Annotated in this window: 17 protein-coding genes and 2 pseudogenes; 8 read left to right on the top strand and 11 right to left on the bottom strand. The window is 70.7% G+C overall.

From position 1 onward, the window contains the following. Window positions 1-124 precede the first annotated feature (124 nt). Entirely contained in the window at window positions 125-919 is a 795-nt protein-coding gene (locus tag ACIQR3_RS35410) for a metal-dependent hydrolase (protein ID WP_215164387.1), read from the top strand. Between the two features lie 350 nt (window positions 920-1,269). Here the strand turns inward: ACIQR3_RS35410 and ACIQR3_RS35405 are convergent, their stop codons facing one another. The 5 genes from ACIQR3_RS35405 to ACIQR3_RS35385 form a co-directional block, all read right to left on the bottom strand. Further along, complete coding sequence (locus ACIQR3_RS35405) at window positions 1,270-1,542, bottom strand: type B 50S ribosomal protein L31 (RefSeq protein WP_403545308.1); 273 nt, start codon at window positions 1,540-1,542, stop codon at window positions 1,270-1,272. 60 nt (window positions 1,543-1,602) lie between these two features. Then, entirely contained in the window at window positions 1,603-2,073 is a 471-nt protein-coding gene (locus ACIQR3_RS35400) for a DUF5709 domain-containing protein (RefSeq protein WP_403545306.1), read from the bottom strand. A 264-nt stretch (window positions 2,074-2,337) separates the two neighbouring features. Beyond that, the gene (locus tag ACIQR3_RS35395; RefSeq protein WP_403545304.1) at window positions 2,338-4,119 is read right to left on the bottom strand and encodes an ABC transporter ATP-binding protein; all 1,782 of its coding nucleotides are present in this window, start codon (window positions 4,117-4,119) and stop codon (window positions 2,338-2,340) included. Continuing rightward, a complete protein-coding gene (locus ACIQR3_RS35390) occupies window positions 4,116-6,134 on the bottom strand; it encodes an ABC transporter transmembrane domain-containing protein (protein WP_403545302.1) in 2,019 nt (672 codons plus the stop codon). Before ACIQR3_RS35390 ends, ACIQR3_RS35395 begins: the two co-directional genes overlap by 4 nt. Before the next feature lie 267 nt (window positions 6,135-6,401). Beyond that, window positions 6,402-6,866, bottom strand: a complete 465-nt coding sequence (locus ACIQR3_RS35385; RefSeq protein ID WP_403545300.1) for a MarR family winged helix-turn-helix transcriptional regulator — start codon at window positions 6,864-6,866, stop codon at window positions 6,402-6,404. Window positions 6,867-7,254: 388 nt separating this feature from the next. On the opposite strand from ACIQR3_RS35385, the gene ACIQR3_RS35380 reads away from it, so the two are divergent. Next, window positions 7,255-9,057 (top strand): ABC transporter ATP-binding protein, encoded by a 1,803-nt coding sequence (locus ACIQR3_RS35380; RefSeq protein ID WP_403545298.1) that lies wholly within the window; start codon window positions 7,255-7,257, stop codon window positions 9,055-9,057. Window positions 9,058-9,109: 52 nt separating this feature from the next. After that, on the top strand, window positions 9,110-10,003 hold the full coding sequence (gene mltG / locus ACIQR3_RS35375) for an endolytic transglycosylase MltG (RefSeq protein WP_403545297.1): 894 nt from the start codon (window positions 9,110-9,112) through the stop codon (window positions 10,001-10,003). Between the two features lie 23 nt (window positions 10,004-10,026). Here the strand turns inward: mltG and ACIQR3_RS35370 are convergent, their stop codons facing one another. Continuing rightward, window positions 10,027-11,106, bottom strand: coding sequence for an NAD(P)-binding domain-containing protein (locus ACIQR3_RS35370; protein WP_403545295.1), 1,080 nt, complete (start codon window positions 11,104-11,106; stop codon window positions 10,027-10,029). A 90-nt stretch (window positions 11,107-11,196) separates the two neighbouring features. On the opposite strand from ACIQR3_RS35370, the gene ACIQR3_RS35365 reads away from it, so the two are divergent. From ACIQR3_RS35365 to ACIQR3_RS35355, 3 genes are all read left to right on the top strand, one after another. Beyond that, window positions 11,197-11,619: a secondary thiamine-phosphate synthase enzyme YjbQ gene (locus ACIQR3_RS35365; RefSeq protein WP_403545293.1), complete on the top strand. Its 423-nt coding sequence runs from the start codon at window positions 11,197-11,199 to the stop codon at window positions 11,617-11,619. 67 nt (window positions 11,620-11,686) lie between these two features. After that, the gene (locus ACIQR3_RS35360; RefSeq protein ID WP_403545291.1) at window positions 11,687-13,390 is read left to right on the top strand and encodes a recombinase family protein; all 1,704 of its coding nucleotides are present in this window, start codon (window positions 11,687-11,689) and stop codon (window positions 13,388-13,390) included. After that, complete coding sequence (locus ACIQR3_RS35355; RefSeq protein WP_403545289.1) at window positions 13,365-13,697, top strand: hypothetical protein; 333 nt, start codon at window positions 13,365-13,367, stop codon at window positions 13,695-13,697. Before ACIQR3_RS35360 ends, ACIQR3_RS35355 begins: the two co-directional genes overlap by 26 nt. Before the next feature lie 594 nt (window positions 13,698-14,291). Here ACIQR3_RS35355 and ACIQR3_RS35350 read toward each other — a convergent pair. The 3 genes and pseudogenes from ACIQR3_RS35350 to ACIQR3_RS35340 form a co-directional block, all read right to left on the bottom strand. After that, window positions 14,292-15,116, bottom strand: coding sequence for a hypothetical protein (locus ACIQR3_RS35350; protein ID WP_403545287.1), 825 nt, complete (start codon window positions 15,114-15,116; stop codon window positions 14,292-14,294). A gap of 174 nt (window positions 15,117-15,290) precedes the next feature. Then, the gene (locus ACIQR3_RS35345; RefSeq protein ID WP_403545326.1) at window positions 15,291-15,818 is read right to left on the bottom strand and encodes a transposase; all 528 of its coding nucleotides are present in this window, start codon (window positions 15,816-15,818) and stop codon (window positions 15,291-15,293) included. 42 nt (window positions 15,819-15,860) lie between these two features. Next, a pseudogene (locus tag ACIQR3_RS35340) lies at window positions 15,861-16,214 on the bottom strand (transposase); the annotation flags it as partial. Window positions 16,215-16,231: 17 nt separating this feature from the next. Between ACIQR3_RS35340 and ACIQR3_RS35335 the strand changes: the two are divergent. Then, a complete protein-coding gene (locus ACIQR3_RS35335; RefSeq protein ID WP_403545286.1) occupies window positions 16,232-16,492 on the top strand; it encodes a hypothetical protein in 261 nt (86 codons plus the stop codon). A gap of 55 nt (window positions 16,493-16,547) precedes the next feature. Here the strand turns inward: ACIQR3_RS35335 and ACIQR3_RS35330 are convergent, their stop codons facing one another. Next, window positions 16,548-17,192, bottom strand: a complete 645-nt coding sequence (locus ACIQR3_RS35330; RefSeq protein WP_403545285.1) for a hypothetical protein — start codon at window positions 17,190-17,192, stop codon at window positions 16,548-16,550. 390 nt (window positions 17,193-17,582) lie between these two features. Beyond that, window positions 17,583-19,031: an NF041680 family putative transposase gene (locus ACIQR3_RS35325; RefSeq protein ID WP_403545283.1), complete on the bottom strand. Its 1,449-nt coding sequence runs from the start codon at window positions 19,029-19,031 to the stop codon at window positions 17,583-17,585. 407 nt (window positions 19,032-19,438) lie between these two features. Between ACIQR3_RS35325 and ACIQR3_RS35320 the strand changes: the two are divergent. Then, a pseudogene (locus ACIQR3_RS35320) lies at window positions 19,439-19,985 on the top strand (transposase); the annotation flags it as partial. Window positions 19,986-20,166 lie beyond the last annotated feature (181 nt).

Here is a 20,166-nt window from a genome sequence, read left to right as displayed (position 1 = left end):
GACCCCGATGCGGGAATCGGATGCGGGACCGAAGATCATGACCGATACGCTGGGTCGCCGACGGCATGCCGGTGGACCTGGACAACTGGACAGCGGCACACGAGGAATGGGGCGGGCAACGGCGATGATGGGACCAGCACACTCACTGTCGGGCGCCGCGGCCTGGCTCGGTGTAGGGGCGGCGACCGCCGCGGCCGGGCACCCGATGCCCTGGCCGGTCCTGCTGACCGGAGCCCTGATCTGCGCCGGCGCCGCGCTCGCTCCGGACCTCGACCACAAGGCCGCGACGATCTCGCGGGCCTTCGGACCGGTGTCCCGGGGCCTGTGCGAGATCGTCGACAAACTCTCGTACGCCGTCTACAAGGCCACCAAGAAACAGGGCGACCCGCGCCGCTCCGGCGGTCACCGCACGCTCACCCACACCTGGCTGTGGGCGGTCCTGATCGGGGCGGGCTCCTCGGTCGTGGCGATCACCGGGGACCGCTGGGGTGTGCTCGCGATCCTCTTCATCCACATGGTGCTGGCCATCGAGGGCCTGCTGTGGCGGGCGGCCCGCGGCTCCAGCAGCGACGTCCTGGTCTGGCTCCTGGCCGCGACCAGCGCCTGGATCATCGCCGGCGTCCTGGACGAACCGGGCAACGGGTCGGACTGGCTGTTCACAGCGCCGGGACAGGAGTACCTGTGGCTGGGGCTGCCCATCGTGCTGGGCGCACTGGTACACGACATCGGGGACGCGCTGACCGTGTCCGGCTGCCCGATCCTGTGGCCCATACCGGTGGGCCGCAAGCGCTGGTACCCGATCGGCCCGCCCAAGGCACTGCGGTTCCGCGCGGGCAGCTGGGTCGAGCTCAAGGTGCTGATGCCGGCGTTCATGCTGCTCGGCGGGGTCGGCTGCGCCGCCGCGCTCAACGTCATCTGATCCGCCGTGCCGGCCCACCGGATCCGTCGACGTCGCCATCCGCATCGGCATCCGTATCCGCATCGGCCTCGGCATCGAAGGACAGCGACGCGCGCCCACTCGTCCGGCAGCCCGGCGCAGGACGTCGGACGAGACCGGGCACGGCCGACATGTCCCCGTCCGTCCGGCAGCCCGGGGCCGCACGTCGGACGACGACGAAACCGAGGACGGCCGGCGACTGCCCAAGCCGCCCTGGCCCACCGGACCGTACGGCACGCCTCAGCCGGGCCCGAGGCCGTCGAGTGCCCGACTCCGCAGCCCCGGTGGTTCCCCGCCTCGACGCACCGGCCGGCGGAGCCCGCGACGGCCGCTCAGGCGGGCCGGCCGCCGGCCCCCGCCTCGCCGCCGCCGTAGCGCCGCTCGAACCGGGCGATGCGTCCCTCCGTGTCGACCGTCCGTGCCTGACCCGTGTAGAACGGATGGCTCTCCGAGGAGATCTCCACGTCGACGACCGGGTAGCTCCGGCCGTCGTCCCACTCGATCGTCCGGTCGCTGGTCGCGGTGGACCGGGTGAGGAAGGCGTAACCGGCGGCGCGGTCCCGGAAGACGACGGGATGGTAGTCGGGGTGCTTGTCCTGCTGCATGAGCGCTCCTTGTGCGGCGGGGGCGGCGCGCGGCGCGGCGACGCCGGGGGAACAGCGGGTTCAGCGGGGCAGGGCGTCCTCGTCGACGACGTGCATCGCGGCTTCCTCGGCGGACGCCGCCGCGCCGTCGATGCCCACGTCCCTGGCGACCAGGGCGGCCTCCTCGTCCTCGCGCGCCCCCTCGTCGGGAGCCACGAGCCGGCCGGAGCGAGTGGCGCCGACCTCGTCGTCCAGCAGTTCGCCGTCGGTGTCCTCGGAGTCGCCGAGACCGTCCCCGTCGGGTACCGCGGTGTCCGGGATCTCCTCGGAGAGCCGCTGGTCCAGACTCTCGCCGTGACGGCGTTCGGCCGCGGTCACGCCGTCGTGTTCCACGGCCCAGGGCCGCTCCGGCGGCGACCAGCCCGCGTCGAGGGGGTCGTCGGCACCGCCGTACTCCAGGGTGTCCTCCGCGTCGAGCAGCCCGGTGTCCTCCCTCTGCTCGGAACCGTCGGGCTGGTAGACGTCGTCTCCCCATCCGTCGCCGCTGTTCACGGATACCTCCAGAGGGTGGGGCCCGGCCCGCTGTCACCGCGGGGCTCGGCGGGTCGCCGCCGCACGGGGACAGGGCGTCGCCGGTCGGCGCGTCGCGGGGTCTTCGGGCGTTCCCCGCGCCGGTGCCTCCTCCCAGATTTCCACCCCCTCTCGGGACCACGCAACGGCACGGACCCGGGCCGGGGACCCGCCGCTCTCCGCCGGCCCCCGGCCGCGCCCCGTGAGACGCCTGTCACCCACCCCGCCGGTGGTGGCCCGTCCGGGTCAGCCGTGCCACGAGCGCCACAGCGCCGCGTACGCCCCGTCCGCCGCGACCAGGTCGTCATGACTGCCCAGCTCGCTGATCCGGCCGTTCTCGACCACGGCGATGACATCCGCGTCGTGGGCGGTGTGCAGCCGGTGGGCGATCGCGACGACGGTGCGGCCGTCCAGCACCCGGGCCAGGGACCGCTCCAGATGCCGGGCCGCCCGGGGGTCGAGCAGCGACGTCGCCTCGTCCAGGACGAGGGTGTGCGGGTCGGCCAGCACCAAGCGGGCCAGCGCGATCTGCTGTGCCTGCGCCGGGGTGAGCGCGAAGCCGCCGGAACCGACCTCCGTGTCGAGCCCCGCGTCGAGCGCGCGGGCCCAGCCGTCCGCGTCGACCGCGCCCAGCGCGGCCCACAGCTCGGCGTCGGTGGCACCACCACGGGCCAGCCGGAGGTTGTCACGCAGGGAACCCACGAAGACGTGGTGCTCCTGGTTGACGAGGGCGACGTGCGAGCGGACCCGTTCGGCGGACATGCGGGACAGCTCGGCGCCGCCCAGGGTGATCCGGCCCTCGCGGGGAGCGTAGATGCCGGCGAGCAGCCTGCCGAGGGTGGACTTGCCCGCGCCGGAGGGACCCACCAGCGCCAGCCGGGTGCCGGGGGCGACCTCCAGGGAGACCTTGCGCAGGACGTCCACCCCTTCCAGGTAACCGAAGTGCACCCGATCCGCGTGCACGTCGCGTCCGTCCGGGGCCGACGCGGTGTCGTCGCTCTCGGGCTCGATCTCCCGCACACCGACCAGCCGGGCCAGCGACACCTGGGCCACCTGGAGCTCGTCGTACCACCGCAGGATCAGCCCGACCGGATCGACGAGCATCTGCGCGATCAGGGCCGCCGTCGTCAGCTGGCCGACCCCGATCCAGCCCTGGAGCACGAACACGCCGCCGATCATGAGTACTGAGGCGAGGACCGTCACATGGGTGACGTTGATGACCGGGAAGAGCACGGAGCGCAGCCAGAGCGTGTACCGCTCCCAGGCCGTCCACTCCTTGATCCGGCGGTCCGACAGAGCGACGCGCCGGGCGCCCAGACGGTGGGCCTCCACGGTGCGCCCGGCGTCCACGGTCTCGGCGAGCGCGGCGGCCACGGCGGCGTACCCGGCGGCCTCCGAACGGTACGCGGAGGGCGCCCGCCGGAAGTACCAGCGGCAGCCGACCACCAGCAGCGGCACCGCCAGCAGCACGGCCGGGGCGAGCGGCGGTGCCGTGACCACCAGACCGCCCAGCAGCAGCACCACCCACACCGCACCGATCGCCAGCTGGGGCACGGCCTCGCGCATGGCGTTGCCGAGCCGGTCGATGTCGGTCGTGATCCGGGACAGCAGGTCACCCGTGCCGGCCCGTTCGAGCACCCCCGGCGGCAGCCCGACCGAGCGCACGAGGAAGTCCTCGCGCAGGTCGGCCAGCATGCGCTCGCCGAGCACCGCGCCGCGCAGCCGCACCTCACGCACGAAGGCGGCCTGGAGGACCAGGGCGACCACGAACAGTGTGGCGGTGATGCCCAGGTGCAGCTCGCGCGCGCCGTCGGACACCCGCTCCACGAGCCCGCCGAGCAGGTAGGGACCGGCCATGGAGGAGATCACGGCGACGGTGTTGACGGTGACGAGCAGCACGAACGCGCGGCGGTGCCGGCGCAGCAGCTCCGTCACATAGCCGCGTACGGTCGCGGCGTTGCCGACGGGCAGGGTGCTCGCCGTGGTCGGGGCCGCGGGGTCGTACGACGGTGGCGCCACGCCGATCATGCCGTCTCCTCGATTTCTTCCAGGCGGTGCAGTACGTCGTCGTCCAGGCGGTCGTTCCCGAGGGCGTCGCCGCTCGGAGCAAGCCCTGGGCCGTCGCCGGCGAGGCCACCCAGGACGGCGTGCTCCTCCCGCTGGACGCCGGTCTCTTCATCGGTCTCGCGGGTCACCACGGCCCGGTACCGCGGGTCGCCGCGTACGAGATCGCGGTGGGTGCCGACGGCCGCGGCCTCGCCCTCGTGCAGGAACACCACGCGCTCGGCGCGGTCCAGCAGCAGCGGTGAGGAGGTGAACACGACGGTGGTGCGGCCCTGCCGCAGGCCCCGTACGCCGTCCGCGATGCGCGCCTCGGTGTGCGAGTCCACGGCGGAGGTGGGTTCGTCCAGGACGAGGACCTCGGGGTCGGTCACCAGCGACCGGGCCAGGGCGAGCCGCTGGCGCTGGCCGCCGGAGAGCGAACGGCCCCGTTCGGTGATGCGGGCGTCCATCGGGTCCTCCGCGTCGACCGAACCCTGCACGAGAGCCGCCAGCACGTCCTCGCACTGGGCGGCGGCCAGCGCCTGGGCGGCGCCGACGGCACCGGAGGCGGGCACGTCGAGCAGGTCGCGCAGCGTCCCGGACAGCAGTACCGGGTCCTTGTCCTGGACCAGCACGGCCGTGCGCGCGGAGTCCAGGGGGAGTTCGTCCAGCGGCACCCCGCCCAGTGAGACCGGTGTGCCCCGCTCCGAGGGGTGGCCGCCGAGCCGTTCGGCCAGCCGGCCGGCGGCGTCGGGGTCACCGCACACCACGGCGGTCAGCAGGCCCGCCGGGGCCAGCAGACCGGTCTCCGGGTCGTACAGATCGCCGGACGGGAGACCACCGCTCGTACCGGGTCCGCTCCTCTTGGATCCGCTCGTTCCTGATTCGCTAGTACCGGATTCGCTCGCCTTGGACCCGCTAGTACCGGATTCGTTCGTCTTGGATCCGCTTGTACCGCACTCACTCGTCCTGGGTCCGCCCGTGCCGGATCCACCCGCGTCGGTGGCCCGTTCCAGCGACAGCACCCGGGCGGCCCGCCGGGCCGAGGGCCGGGAGAAGGAGTACGCCATGGCGATCTCTTCGAAGTGCCGGAGAGGGTAGGTGAGGATCATGACCGAGCTGTAGACGGTGACCAGCTCGCCCACGCCTATCCGGCCGTCCCGGGCCAAGTGCACGCCGTGCCAGATGACCGCGATCAGCAGCAGGCCCGGCAACAGCACCTGGATCGCGGAGATCAGGGACCACATGCGGGCGCTGCGCACGGCAGCGTGGCGCACCTCCTGGGAGGCGCGGCGGTAGCGGTCGAGGAAGAGCTGCTCACCACCGATGCCGCGCAGCACGCGCAGTCCGGCGACGGTGTCCGAGGCCAGTTCGGTGGCCCGGCCCGCCTTCTCCCGCTGGACGTCGGCGCGCCGTGTGGCACGGGGCAGCAGCGGCAGCACGGCCAGCGCCAGGACGGGCAGGCCGATGATGACGACGATGCCGAGGGACGGCTGGTAGAGGAGCAGGCCGACGCAGACCAGCACGATGGTCAGTGCCGCCGCGGTGAACCGGGACACCGCCTCGACGAACCAGCCGATCTTCTCGACATCGCCGGTGGAGACGGCCACGACCTCGCCGGCCGCGACCCGCCGGGTCAGCGCCGAGCCCAGCAGGGCGGCCTTGCGGGCCAGCAGTTGCTGCACGCGGGCGGCCGCGGTGATCCAGTTGGTGATGGCGGCGCGGTGCAGGAAGGTGTCGCCGAGCGCGTTGCCGGCGCAGCACACGGCCAGCAGAGCGCCGGCCAGGGCGAGCCGGCCGCCGGACCGGTCGACGACGGCCTGGACGGCGAGGCCGACGCAGAAGGGAAGTGCGGAGACGGAGGCGAAGTGCAGCAGCCCCCAGGCCAGCGATTTGAGCTGTCCGCCCAGCTGGTTCCGGAAGAGCCACCACAGGAATCGGGGGCCCGAACGCGCGTCGGGCACGCCCGGGTCGGAGAACGGAAGGTCTTGGATCTGCATGAGGTCCCAGTGGCTCGTGTCAGGGGGGCCGCTCGGTGCGGCGCCGGAGGGCAGCAAACCGTGACAGGTTCGCGTCGCCGCGTAGTGGAAATCAAGCGGTTTTCCGCACCGGCGCAGGGATCCGGCTGCGACCGTTTCGGGTTACTCCGGGAAACCCCGGCGGAGTACGGGCCAGGTGGCTCGGAGCGCGCGAAGTCCCTGCTCATGGCGGTGCCGGGGCGGCTGGGCCGGGCGGGGGAACGCGGCGGTCCGCCGCGGACGACGGCGTCAGCCGGCGTCGGTGCCGGGGCGCACCACGGCGGTTCCGTCGATCAGCGTGTCCAGCAGCCCGCCGAGCACGGCGCGTTGCTCGGCGGTCAACGGGGCCAGGATCTCCTCCGCCGCCGAGCGGCGCGCGCGGCGCAGTTCGCTCAGCGCCGTGCGCCCGTCTTCCGTCAGCTCGATGCGGATCACCCGCCGATTGGCCTGATCCGGCGCCCGGCGCACCATCCCGGCGGACTCCAGTCCGTCGACGAGTGTCGTCACCGCTCGGGGCACGACCTCCAGGCGCTCGGCCAGGTCGGTCATCCGGGGCGGCGAGCCGTAGTGCGCGAGGGTGCGCAGCAGGCGGGACTGGGCGGGGGTGATGCCGAGGTCGCCTCGCTCCAGATGCCGCTTCTGGATGCGGTGCACCCGGCGGGTGAGCCGCAGCAACTGCTCGGCAAGGACGCCGTCGGGGTCGGGGGCGGTCATGCGGGAACAATATCAGGGTGCTGTTCATTGTGAGTGTAGGTAACAATGAGCTACGATCCGTGAGGCCCGCCCGGGCACCGACCGCCCACCGAGTGCCGACCGGCCGCGCACCGGCCCGTACGGCGGCTGCGTACCGGGCGCGGTACATCACCGAGGGAGGCCGGAGCGGACCGGGGCTGGTGACGGTCGCCGCCGGTCATCGGCAGCCCTGTGCCGCCGTAGGCCCGAACAACCGCTGAAGACCGTCCGACACCGTCGACCGCGGGCCCGTACAGCGGGCGCCGCACCCCGGGTGCCGCTCGCCCCCGCCCAGCCCGCGAGCCGGACGGCCGACCGCCCGGACACCCCCCGCCGGGCCGCCCGTCCGGACAACCTCCGAAGGGAGCCCATGAAACCCGACCACGACCTCTCCTGGACCCCGCCCGCCGGCGCGCAGGAACAGCCCCGGCAGGTGCGGCGCATCCTGAGACTCTTCCGCCCCTACCGAGGCCGTCTCACGGTCGTCGGCGCACTCGTCGGCGCCGCGTCGCTGGTGTCGGTCGCCACCCCGTTCCTGCTCAGGGAGATCCTGGACGTCGCCATCCCCCAGGGCCGCACCGGCCTGCTGAGCCTGCTCGCCCTGGGCATGATCCTCGGCGCCGTCCTCACCAGCGTCTTCGGCGTGCTCCAGACGCTGATCTCCACGACCGTCGGCCAGCGTGTCATGCACGACCTGCGCACCGCCGTCTACGGCCGCCTCCAGCGCATGTCGCTCGCCTTCTTCACCCGCACCCGCACCGGCGAGGTCCAGTCCCGCATCGCCAACGACATCGGCGGCATGCAGGCCACCGTGACCTCCACCGCCACCTCCCTGGTGTCCAACGCCACCAGCGTCGTGGCCACCATCGTCGCGATGATCGCCCTCGACTGGCGCCTCACCGTCGTCTCCCTGCTGCTCCTCCCCGTCTTCGTGTGGATCAGCCGCCGGGTCGGCAACGAGCGCAAGAAGATCACCACCCAGCGCCAGAAGCAGATGGCCGCGATGGCCGCCACGGTCACCGAGTCGCTCTCGGTCAGCGGCATCCTGCTGGGCCGCACCATGGGCCGCTCCGACTCGCTCACCCGCTCCTTCGCCGACGAGTCCGAGCAGCTGGTCGACCTGGAGGTGCGGTCGAACATGGCGGGCCGTTGGCGCATGGCCGTCATCACCGTCGTCATGGCCGCGCTGCCCGCCGTCATCTACTGGGCCGCGGGCATGGCCCTGAAGCTCGGCGGTCCGGACGTCTCCATCGGCACGATCGTCGCCTTCGTCACGCTCCAGCAGGGCCTGTTCCGCCCGGCGGTCAGCCTGCTGTCGACCGGCGTCCAGATCCAGACCTCGCTCGCCCTGTTCCAGCGCATCTTCGAGTACCTCGACCTGCCCGTCGACATCACCGAACGCGAGAACCCCGTCCACCTCGACCAGATCAAGGGCGAGGTCCGCTTCGAGAACGTCGAGTTCCGCTACGACGACAAGGGCGGACCGGTCCTCGACGGCATCGACATCACCGTCCCGGCGGGCGGCAGTCTCGCCGTGGTCGGCCCGACCGGCGCCGGCAAGTCCACCCTCGGCTACCTGGTGCCGCGGCTCTACGACGTCACCGGCGGCCGGGTCACCCTCGACGGGGTCGACGTGCGTGACCTCGACTTCGACACCCTCGCCCGCGCGGTCGGCGTCGTCTCGCAGGAGACGTACCTCTTCCACGCCTCGGTCGCCGACAACCTGCGCTTCGCCAAGCCGGACGCCACCGACGAGGAACTGGCCGAGGCGGCGAAGGCCGCGCAGATCCACGACCACATCGCCGCGCTGCCCGACGGCTACGACACCGTGGTGGGGGAGCACGGCCACCGCTTCTCCGGCGGCGAGAAGCAGCGTCTGGCCATCGCCCGCACGATCCTGCGCGACCCGCCCGTGCTCATCCTCGACGAGGCGACCAGCGCCCTGGACACGCGCACCGAGGCCGCCGTGCAGCAGGCGGTGGACGCCCTGTCCGCGGACCGCACCACGATCACCATCGCGCACCGCCTGTCCACCGTCCGGGATGCCGACCAGATCGCCGTCCTCGACTCCGGGCGCCTGGCCGAGCGGGGCACCCACGAGGAGCTGCTGGAGCGGGACGGCCGGTACGCGGCTCTCGTCCGCCGGGACGCACGACAGGTACCGACAAGATGAAAATATGCCCGGTGTGTCTGGTTTGTGATGTTTCGGGGGTTACCGTGCCCGCATGCAGATGAACACTCCGTCACGGAGCACGAGGAGCACGATTCGACTGACGCGCCGGGGCCGCATCGCCCTGATCGCGACCGGAGCCGTCGTCGCCGGCGCCGCTGTGGCGGTGCCGCTGCTGACGCTGGGCGAAGAGGAGGACGCCCGCCCCGAAGCCCTGGTGATCCCCGAGGGGCGACGCGCCTCCCAGGTGTACGAGGCCGTGGACAAGGCCCTCGCCCTGCCGGCCGGGACCACCGGGAAGTCCCTGGGCAAGGCCCGCCTGAAGCTGCCCGCCGACGCGGAGGGCAACCCCGAGGGGTACCTCTTCCCGGCGACGTATCCGCTCGACGACAAGACCACCCCCGAGAAACTGCTGCGGGCGATGGTGGACGCGGCGAACCGCGAGTTCAACGGCGCTCCGGTCGCGGCGGGTGCCGAGCGCAACGCCATGAACGTCTACCAGGCGGTGACCATCGCGAGCATCGTGCAGGCCGAGGCCGCCACCGAGGCAGACATGGGCAAGGTCGCCCGGGTGGTCTTCAACCGCCTGGAGCGCGGGATGCCGCTGCAGATGGACTCCACCCTGAACTACGCGCTGAACCGCTCCACCCTGAACACCACCGAGGACGACACGAAGATCGACAGCCCCTACAACTCGTACCAGCGCATGGGGCTGCCGCCGACGCCCATCGCCAATCCCGGGAGTGCCGCGATGCGCGCCGCGATCAATCCGACGCCGGGGGACTGGCTCTACTTCGTCACCGTCAAGCCCGGCGACACACGCTTCACCGCCGATCACGAGGAGCACCAGCGCAACGTCGCCGAGTTCAACAAGAACCGGCGCGAAGCCCCGTCCAAGGGTGCCTCTCACCAGAAACCCTCACCCGGGACGGCCCCCGCCGGGACGTGAGGCCGAGGCGGCCCCGCGGGGCGTCAGGCGGCCAGGCGTTCCTCCCCGGCCAGCAGCCGCCTGATGTCCCGCACGGCCGCGCGTCCGGCCCGGTTGGCGCCGACGGTGCTGGCCGACGGCCCGTAGCCGACGAGGTGGATCCGGGGGTCGGCGACCGCGCGGGTGCCCTCGACGCGGATGCCGCCGCCCGGCTCCCGCAGCCGCAGCGGCGCCAGATGGTCCACGGCCGCCCGGAAGCCGGTCGCCCACAGGATGACGTCGGCGGACACCTGTCGCCCGTCCGCCCACGCCACCCCGTCGGGTGTGATCCGGTCGAACATGGGCTGCCGGTCCAGCACGCCCGAGTCGAGACCGGCCCGGACCGCGTCGTTCAGCGGCAGCCCGGTCACGGACACGACGCTCTCCGGCGGCAGCCCCTGCCGCACCCGCTCCTCCACGAGCGCGACGGCGGCCCGCCCCGCGTCCTCGTCGAAGGGCCCCTCCCGGAACACGGGCGGACGCCTGGTCACCCACGTGGTGGCGGCCGCGTACGGAGCGATCTCCAGCAGGTGCTGGGTGCCCGAGGCGCCCCCGCCCACCACGACCACCCGCTGCCCGGCGAACTCCTCAGGGCCGGCGTACCCCGCCGTGTGCAACTGCCGCCCCCGGAACGTCTCCTGCCCCGGGTAGCGCGGCCAGAAGGGCCGGTCCCAGGTGCCGGTCGCGTTGATCAGCGCGCGCGCCGACCAGTCCCCGTCCGACGTCCCGACGAGCAGCCGCCCACCCGGCCCCTCACGCACCGCACGGACGTCGACGGGCCGCCGCACCCGCAGATCGAACTCACGCTCGTACGCCGTGAAGTACTCCGCGACGACCTCCGCGGACGGCCGCCCGGGATCGGCGCCGGTCAGCTCCATGCCCGGCAGCGAGTGCATCCCGTGCACCTTGCCGTACGTCAGCGTCGGCCAGCGGAACTGCCAGGCCCCGCCCGGGCCGGGGGAGTGGTCCAGCACCACGAAGTCACGCTCCGGTTCGAGCCCGGTGCGCCGCAGGTGGTAGGCGGCGGACAGCCCGGCCTGTCCGGCGCCGATGACGACGACCTCGGTCTCGCGTACGCGGTTCACAGCACTGCCAACAGCGCGGCCGGACCGGATCTTCCCACCGACGGGCGCACCCCGCCGCCGCAACCGGCCGCGTACGTCAGGATGGGACCCATGCCAGAAGCGTTCACCACCCGGATCCTGCACCTCACCACCGGCTCCTCGGAGCGGGTCCTCGACATCACCGGCGACTGCGAGAGCTTCCTGCGCGAGGCCGCGGCCGGCCGCGACGGTCTCCTCAACGTCTTCGTCCCGCACGCCACGGCCGGCATCGCCGTCATCGAGACGGGCGCGGGCAGCGACGACGACCTCCTCGCCGCCCTGCACACCCTCCTCCCCGCCGACGACCGCTGGCAACACCGCCACGGCACCCCCGGCCACGGCCGCGACCACGTCCTCCCCGCCCTCGTGCCCCCACACGCGACCCTGCCGGTGATCGACGGACGGCTGGAACTGGGGACTTGGCAGTCTGTGTGCCTGGTCGACACCAACATCGCTAAAGACAACCGTCAGGTTCGTCTGAGCTTCCTCAGCTGACCAAGATCGTTCAGCTGGGTCGTGCCGCCGAATCTCCGTACCATGCGCGCTCGAACGGAGAGAAGAAATGCGCGGTACGGACCTCAATACGGTCGAACGTCCTTACGACGGATGCGGCAAGTGCCTGCTCGGAGTGCGGCGGCTGTCGCGCGTGAAGCTGGCGACGTCCTCGCCGGAGCGCCAGCGCGAGAACGTGCTCACCGCCGCCGCCTCCGTCGGGGCGCACATCATCGGTTGGGCGGACGACTGGGAGGTCTCCGGCGCCACGGACCCCGTGACCCGCCCCAGCCTGGGCCCGTGGCTCCGTGACGAGAAGGGCCCGTACGACGGCTTGGTCGCGGCAGCGGTGGACCGGCTCGGCCGTAATGTCATCGACTGCCTGAACACCGGTTACAAGATGCGGGACGAGAAGAAGATGCTCGTCACGTACGGGCACGACGGAGCCTGGAACCTCGACGACCCCGCCGACGAGAACCGCTTCACCATGGAGGCCTGGGGCGCGCAGATGGAACTGCGTGCGATCCAGCGCAGGAATCGCGACGCCACCGTCAAGACCCGTGCCGCCGGCCGTCCGAAGGGCAAGCCGTCGTACGGCTTCCAGTACGTGCGGAAGGTGATGGGAGGCAAGATCGATCACGTCGAACTGCATCCGCATGCCTCCGAGGTGCTGCGGGAGGTCGCCCGCCGGATCCTGGCCGATCCGGAGAACGTCACCTGCAGCAGTGAGGCCGCGCGCCTCAACCGTGCCGGAGAGCTGTCACCGGCGGATCACCTGGCAGTGATGTACGGCAAGCCTCAGGGGGGACGGCCGTGGTCTCCGCAGAGCCTGAAGAACATCCTCTTGTCGGAGGCCACCCTCGGGTACCTGATGCATCGCCACAAGCCGGTTCTCAGCATGGAGGACGGCAACCCCGTACGGCTCTGCGAAGGGCTGTGGGACCGGACCACGCACGAGGCGCTCAGGAGCGTGATCCTCTCGCGTGAGGCCCCTTGGACCCGCCGTTCCAACCGCGAATACCTGCTCACCACCGTTGCCCTGTGCGGCCAGTGCCACACGCGGCTTTACACCCAGACATCGAGCGATGCCCCTCCGCGCTACACGTGCACAGCGCGGAACAAGGGCTGGCTGCAGGCCCAGCACTGCCGCCCCGCCCCGCTCATCAACGCCCACCTCCTCGACGCATACGTCGAGGAGTGGTTCCTACGGGAGCTGGGGGACGGGCTGATCTACGAGACGGTGTACGACCCGGGCAACGGCATCGCCGAGCGTATTACAGAGACCCGGGCCAACCGCGAACGGCTGCGAGCCGACCGTGAAGCCGGGCTGTACGACCCCGGACGACGCCGCGTGGTTCCGGGACCGGTACGCCGCGCTGGGACGGGAGCTGACGGCGCTCGAAGCCGAGCCACAGCGGGCTCCTGGCATGGTCCGGAGGCCGACGGGCGAGACGGTCGCCGACCCTTGGTTCCGTGCTCCGGACGTGCAGATGCGAAAAGAAATGTTGATCGACTTCGGCGTCAGGGTGACCCTCTTCCCGGCCAGCGCACCCGTTCGCTGGGTGCCCGGTTTCATACACGGTCCCGAACACGATCCGACGGTCCTGCGGTAGGGAAGAAGCCCCTGGGGCGGCACGCGCGCTGTCCGGGGGACTTCATTGTCAGGCTGTCGGCGGTCGATCAGTCACGTGCTCCTTACCAACTGATGTCGGCCTCCGCAAGCCAGGCTTATGCGGGATCCTCTGGGCGTGATGCACGACGACGAGATGAGTGATGCGACTCAAACGGGAGAGCGCTGGCTGTGTGAGAGCGCGGTGGCGGAACTACAGGTGGAGAAGACGAAATCCGGCGCAGCGTGGCTGATCACGTCGCGGGATCGGCAGATCGACCAAGCAATCGCCGACGCATTGCCCGCAGAACGACGTACCTGTGCTGCCACATCGCACGAGTTCGTACAGACTCTCTTGGCGGACGAGGTGTTGGTGCGAATCGCAGACGCTGATGCTGTGCATATAAGCGGCGTTGGAATCCGGGAAGGGGTGGATGGGCGGTGTCCCTGTCGAGATGGCAAAGGAAGCTGAATCTAGTGGGCAGTACGGATGCCTCTGTGGTTGCCATTTCGATGGTCTCTGCCGGAAATCGATCGCGCGGGAACGCCGAGGGGAAGTACCTCGGGCGGCATTTCTGTTCTACCTCCAGGCAGCGCCCGATCTCGGACCCGTCTTCATGCGGTCAACGTCCTGGGCGTTGAGTCTTTGGCTCCGGGATCTGGCCCGCAGCGGTGCTTCGAAGAGTCGGGCACTGACAGCACGGATCCGACTTCTCCGAACGGGTATCCGCACACGGTCGGGTACTGAGGTGGATTTGTCTCACCCAGTAGGGCAACGCCTCTCTTGGGAGCCCCAGACAAGTCCTTACAGGCTGGCCGCGTAGTGCGGAACCTCACAGCGCGATGGAAAGGGGGGGCGTAGGGCTTCCTCTGCTCCAAGCGTGACAATCGTTTGTTGAGGCGGAGCAACAGACAGGAGCGCAGGGCTCCGACGGTGCAAGCAAGGGTCTTCGCTCAGCTAAAATTCAAACAGAACCCGGTGTATAGCCCGACTCGTCTGCCGCTACCGACTTGAATGGGTGATGTCGGATTCGGCTGACGTGCGACCTCTCGTGCGTCCAACTCTTCAGCGGCGGTTCGGTTGTAGGCGCTCGATGCGGTCGAGGTCGCCGGCGAGCAGCTCGCGGTGGTGGATGGTGAAGTCTCCGTTGGGCAGGGACTGCCCGCGGCCGTAATGCCGACCCATGACGGCGGTGGGGAGGAAGGCACGAAGGCGGTGGCGCATGTCCCGGGGGTAGTCGACGGGTGCGCCCCAACCCGAGGGGGCCTGATCGGTGGAGAGCAGGACCCAGTGGTCTACGGGCACCGCGGAGTCGAGGTCCGGCGCCGCTCCGGTGTGGCTGTCCAGGGCCGGCACGGTCAGCCGGTCCGGGTTTAGGGGGGCGTACCACAGCAGCAGGGGCTTGGCGCGTTGCGCGTCGGCGTTGTCGAAGCAGCACACGGCGATGGTGTGGTCGGGGAAGTGGTCGGCGTAGAAGCGCAGGAGGTCCGGGTCGAGGTTGGGGCGCCGGTGAGGCGGCACCTGCAGTAGCGCGCCGGGAACCGCGGTGGAGTCGGTGGCTAGGACGACCGTGTAGACATCGTGGTCGAAGACCTGGATGGGCTGGGGTTCCCCGCCCATCCACGCGATGCCGTCGGCTGCAGCAGCGGCGGACTCGACGGCGGCGACCATGCGGTGCAGCACGGCTGCGGTGCGCCCGGCTGAGAGGAAGTGCCGGGGGGTGAGCTGCCGGGTGGGCAGGTGCAGCAGCATGGCGTTCGGGCCGTCCGCCAGGTTAGCGGCGGTGTTCTGGTAGCCCAGAACGTGGATGAGACCGTGCTCGGGGTGGTGCTGCCGCCCGCAGTACACGATCGTGCCGGAGAAGGCGGCCTCACTTGTTGAGATGCACACGGCGGAACGGTATCGCCTCTGTTCGGCGGGAGCCGACAGGATTCTGCTCGTCGAGGACCGCTACCGCCGGTGGACGGCCACGGATTGGAGTCTGGATGCCAGGCCGGCCAGGTGGTGCTTGCCTGTGCAGGTCGGGCGTAATAGACGATTGTTGGCCCTCGGCGACCGCACCACTCAGCCGTCCCGGATGAGTCCGGTGCCGACGAGGCAGCCGTCGACCAGGTGCGGGCGGTACTGGATTTGCTTGAGCCGATGCTTGATGGCCCGGGTGATCTGGCCGAGGTCGGCGGCGGCGAGGTTGCCAATGTCTCGCTTGACCAGGGACCATATGCCCTCGGTCGGGTTGAGCTCAGGCGCATAGGTCGGCAGTTGCACGACGGTGAGCCAGCGCGCGTTCGCGGCGGTGAACTCCCACATCCCGGCGGTCAGGTGCAGCCGCACGTTGTCCCAGACCAGCACGATCGGGCCACCGAGCTGAAGGTGAGCCCGCGCGACCAAATCGCGCAGGTCACGCCAACCGAAGCCCTTCGGCTCGTCTTTGCGACCGTGGTACTCCCGGACCGCGTAGATCAGCCGGGACCGCTCGCCCGACTTGTAGCAGACCATCCCGGCCATCGACACCCGGCCGGAGCCCCGGCCGCGCACCCGCACCACTGGCGTGCGGCCGATCCGGCCCCAGGTCCTGGCCCGCGGCGGCGTCAGCGACTGGCTCTGCCAAGATTTCCGTGAAGCAGTGACAGAACGTCATGCAAGGAGGACTCGTTTGCGTAGGAGCGGAAGCGAGGCCCGCCCATACATCTGTCGCTTGAGCATCTTGATCCGGTTGACGTGACCTTCGACCGGACCGCTGCTCCAGGGCAGGGTGAGGCCGGCCAGGACAGCATCCCAGTCGCGTTCGAGTCCGTCAGCGAAGGCGTGCAGCTGGGGCAGGTCGTCGGCGCGGACCGCGCAGATCCAGGCGGGGAGGTCGGTGCCGGTGCGGTCGCAGATCATGCGGGCGAAGGCATGGACGTGGGTGCGCAGTGCGGCCAGTTCGGGGCAGCGGGAGAGGACGTCGTCGAGTTGTCGTTCCTCCTCGGCTCGTAAGCGTCCGGGGTGACGAGTGCATCCAGACTGTGGCGGCGAAGGTCGACGACGGCAGTGAGCACCTCCTGGATGACACCCGCTACGACGCGCCGACGTTCAGCGAGAAGTGCGGCCGTTCCTCGATGTCGGGGTACGTCAACCAGGGCGCGATGAACAAGTACGGCAACGAGTTCCTCTCACAGATGCGGGTCATCGACGGCGACGAGTTCGCGATCGACGCGGGTGATCTGTGGTTCAAGGGTTGCGACACCGGCGCGGCGACTCTCGTCTGCGAGATGAAGAAGCCGTAGCCACCGCACTCTGCCCGGGGCCCGCTCGCCAGGCGGGCCCCGGGCAGAGTCACGGTCAGTGGACGGGGCGCCAGTGCTCCAACGCATCGTCCAGCAGAGGTGCCTCGGGGTCGTCCCAGATCAGACAGCCCCACACCAGGCCGGGCACATCGGGGCCCATGGCGTCGGCCGGCCCCTCGGTGAGCGTGCGGTGAACGGCCTCGAGATAGGCGGCGATCGACGGATACCCGGGCTTGTCGCACGCGAGATTGTCCGGCAGCGACCAGGAGCCGACGCCGTCCTCGCCTACGTAGAGCCCCGACTCGGGTCCTGCCTCGTCGCCGGTCAGCCAAGGCACCACCGCGGAGCCCCACATATCGCCGCGCCCGACCTCCGGCAGCCGCGGCCGGAGCGCATCCTCCGGGCCGAGTAGAACCCCGCCCGGCAGGAACGCCCCCGAACCGACCTCGCCCGCTTCCTCATTGGCCTCGATGTACTGGTGCTCCACACCGCCGCACAGCCGCCACAGCGCCGCCAATTCCGTGGGCAGCCCGAACCCGACGGCATGGCTCAGGCGGGAGTCGGCCGCGGAGATCTCCTCCTCCGTCGCGGGCGCAAGGAGAGAAGCGTGGGAGACGGGCGCATGCTCGGCGAGCCAGCCGGTCACCTTCCGCCAGGCAGCCGCGACCCGCTCGACCTCACTGGTGTGTTGAACAGACATTCGCCCACCGTAGCCGCCGCATGCCCAACTCACCACGACCGAGGCGAGTTCGCCAGCGGCGGAACGGCCGACCCATGATCCGCCCGAATCTCTGAGCTGTTAGAACAGAGTCCCCTGCCCGTCCGGCACACGCGGCTTCTTGGCGCTCGCCGCCGGGAGAGCAGCCTTCGGTGCGGGTGCGGGAGACGTCTCTTCTTGCACCTGCGTCGTACGCTTCCGCCCGTGCTTCCCCCCCCGTTATGTTCTTCGCGGTCCTGCAAGAGGGCCGCTGGCCCCCGGGCCCGGCATGACTGTGTCCCCCTGTCGAAGGCATTTGCGCGCGTGTTCGCGTGGAGACACGGTCAGCACCTGGCCTCGCTCCGCGAAGGGCTCATGCTCTGAGCTTGACGTTCAACCTCGCTGCTGTTCGTGTTCCTTGATCGTTTCGGCGCGTTTGACGGTCTTGCCGACGTCCTGGATACGGGCCTTGTGCTGGTTGCGGCTGCCGGGCGGACGTCCAGGGCCGGGCCTGCCCGGTTTCGGTGCGGCTGCGGGACGGGCCGCCTTCCGGCGGAGGTTGCGAAACCCTCGCCGGACGCGGGCCGGGGACAGCCGTTCGGCCTTCACGCGGCGTTCCCAGGGGCGGCGTAGGTCTTCGGCGAGGGGGCGGGCGAGGCGGAGCTGGGTGTGCGCGGCGATGATCAGCCAGGTCCACAGGTCGGCCGTGGCGGGGTGGCGGATACGTGGCGCGGTCCAGCCGAGTGTCTGTTTGATCATTCTGAAGGTGTGCTCGATGTCGAACCTGCGCAGGAACGTCCGCCACCACAGGTCCACGCCTGCCGGGGTGGCGCCGGTGGCCGAGCACCACAGCCACACCGGCTTGGGGGCGGCCTCGCCGGGCAGCCGTTCCACGGCGAGCCGGATCAACGTGTTGTGCAGCAACGGGAGTTCCTCTGCGGCGTGCTCCAGCCAGGGGCCGCGGTGGGTCAGGCGGGGGTGCATGCGGTCCCAGGCCATCGCCTCCGCCTTCCCGTAGCGGGTGGTGTCCGTGACCGTGGTGACCTCGGGTGTATGCCAGGACTCCGGTTTGGCGAAGGTCAGCACGCCGCCGTGCTTGCGCGGCCGCCTGCCCCGGGGGCCGGAACGGGCCGGGCCCGCGTCGCGGAGCATGACGCGGTCCGAGCGCAGGCGGCCGAGAAGGACCACGGGCAGGTCGGCCAGGGCATGGGAGAGGTAGGCGCTGTCGTAGCCGGCGTCCATCACGATCGGCATGTCGGGGTCGCCGCCCCTCCAGTGGCCCGCGGCGATGATGCGGGTGACGACTTCGCGCAGCTGGGCGGCGGTGACCGTGGTGGCGTCGTCGGCCGGCCCCAGGCGGACGGCGTCCAGCAGGGCGCACCAGGAGGTGCGGCCCGATTCGAGGGCCGCGACGAAGGAGTTGGGCCAGCCGGGGATCAGCTGGTCGCAGCTGCGGTCGGCGCGGCGGCCGTGGACGTGGCAGAAGAGCCGGTCAGGGCTGGTGTTCGCGTCCGGACGCAGCCAGTTGGAGACGTCCACCGCCAACGCGATGCGGCCATCGCTGACGCGGGGCAACGGGAGGCCGGCCAGCGCCCGGCGCATGCGGGCCGGTTCGCACCAGCCCTTGTCCAAAGCCGCGTACAGGGCACCGTGCCCGCGCCGCATCTCATGCGCGAGGGAAAGCTCGACCAGCGTCCTGACCGGGCCGTCGGTGCACAGCACCGCGTCGGTCAGCTCGAAGAGCACATCCGCGCGGGCGTACAGGCTCTCGTAGAACTCAACCCGAAAGCGGGACAAGACCTCCAACGCCTCGCTTGCGGGCGGGGCGGCAGGGAAACTCATGAGCAGCGGCCGTTCTCTCGTGCTTCGTGACTCGACATCTCGAAGCGTGGAGAACGGCCGCCCCCGCTGTCCCGGAAAGAACCGCAGATCAGCAGGTCGAGTGACCTGCGAGGTTAAACGTCAAGCTGAGGCTACGAAGTCGGCAACCGTCCACACAGCGGCAGGATCACGGGCGCAGCCGCTCTACGAAGTGGCTGACCCTTCCGAGGACCCTGTTGAGGTCCCCCGATGTTCACCGGATCGAGTGACCCGTCGCCGCGGAACGTGTGCCGGGGATAGCGGGAGGGGGCCTTCAAGTAGTCGATGAGCGCCTTGCCGTCCATGCCAACCTCCAGTGGTCAAAGTCTGCAGTTCATCGTGTGCGGCCGGACAGACGCCGGGGCCACCGGACATCGCCCAGCACCACCGGCGTGCTGCGCAGGCTGCTCAGGCACAAGGCGGGCAAGAGCGCGGAGCCGTCCGCATGCGTGATCGACGCCCAGAGTGTGAAGACCTCCACCAGCGTCCCGGCCGCCGGGCAGGGTACGGACGCGGCGAAGAAGATCGTGGGCCGGCCGCAAGCGGAGCATCGTCACCGACACCCTCGGACTACTGCTGGCGGTGCTGGTCACCGCGGCGAGCGTGCAGGACTCGGTGGCCGGCACCGACCTGATCGACCAGGTGGCCGCCGCGCATCCCACGCTCCGCAAGGTCTGGGTCGACGGCGGCTACCGCCAACACCTCGTCGAGCACGCCGCATGCCTCGGCATCGACATGGAAATCGTCCAACGCGCGCCCAGGACCAGGGGGTTCACCTCGCTGCCCAAGCGGTGGACCGCGGAGCGCACCTACGGCTGGCTCATGCACCACCGCCGCCTGGCCCGCGACTACGAAACCCACCCGCACCGATCAGCCGCCATCGACCTCATGAGCCGCCGAGTCACCCAGGAAAGCACCACCAACTGGCGCGACACCCAACCCCGAACCAAACGGACACCAGCGAACCAAACGCTCAATTCAGGGGGTGAAACGTCCCTCGAAAGTCCCTCGGACGGAGCTGAAAGTCCCTGAGAAGTCCCTGGGCGAGAACCTGGGGCGCTCTGGTCAGGCTCTCTCAGGCGCGCCGGTGGGATCGAGCTGGCGGGTGTCCGCCAGG

It is taken from the genome of Streptomyces sp. NPDC090994, from assembly GCF_044768905.1.
Lineage (GTDB): Bacteria > Actinomycetota > Actinomycetes > Streptomycetales > Streptomycetaceae > Streptomyces.
This window is presented reverse-complemented; position numbering and strand designations above follow the sequence as displayed.

Excerpts from the sequence above, each read along its gene's own strand:
- ACIQR3_RS35410 (WP_215164387.1), top strand. The coding sequence starts at position 125 with ATGATGGGACCAGCACACTCACTGTCGGGCGCCGCGGCCTGGCTCGGT.
- ACIQR3_RS35405 (WP_403545308.1), bottom strand. The coding sequence starts at position 1,542 with ATGCAGCAGGACAAGCACCCCGACTACCATCCCGTCGTCTTCCGGGAC.
- ACIQR3_RS35395 (WP_403545304.1), bottom strand. The coding sequence starts at position 4,119 with ATGATCGGCGTGGCGCCACCGTCGTACGACCCCGCGGCCCCGACCACG.
- ACIQR3_RS35390 (WP_403545302.1), bottom strand. The coding sequence starts at position 6,134 with ATGCAGATCCAAGACCTTCCGTTCTCCGACCCGGGCGTGCCCGACGCG.
- ACIQR3_RS35385 (WP_403545300.1), bottom strand. The coding sequence starts at position 6,866 with ATGACCGCCCCCGACCCCGACGGCGTCCTTGCCGAGCAGTTGCTGCGG.
- ACIQR3_RS35380 (WP_403545298.1), top strand. The coding sequence starts at position 7,255 with ATGAAACCCGACCACGACCTCTCCTGGACCCCGCCCGCCGGCGCGCAG.
- mltG (WP_403545297.1), top strand. The coding sequence starts at position 9,110 with ATGCAGATGAACACTCCGTCACGGAGCACGAGGAGCACGATTCGACTG.
- ACIQR3_RS35365 (WP_403545293.1), top strand. The coding sequence starts at position 11,197 with ATGCCAGAAGCGTTCACCACCCGGATCCTGCACCTCACCACCGGCTCC.
- ACIQR3_RS35360 (WP_403545291.1), top strand. The coding sequence starts at position 11,687 with ATGCGCGGTACGGACCTCAATACGGTCGAACGTCCTTACGACGGATGC.
- ACIQR3_RS35330 (WP_403545285.1), bottom strand. The coding sequence starts at position 17,192 with ATGTCTGTTCAACACACCAGTGAGGTCGAGCGGGTCGCGGCTGCCTGG.
- ACIQR3_RS35325 (WP_403545283.1), bottom strand. The coding sequence starts at position 19,031 with ATGAGTTTCCCTGCCGCCCCGCCCGCAAGCGAGGCGTTGGAGGTCTTG.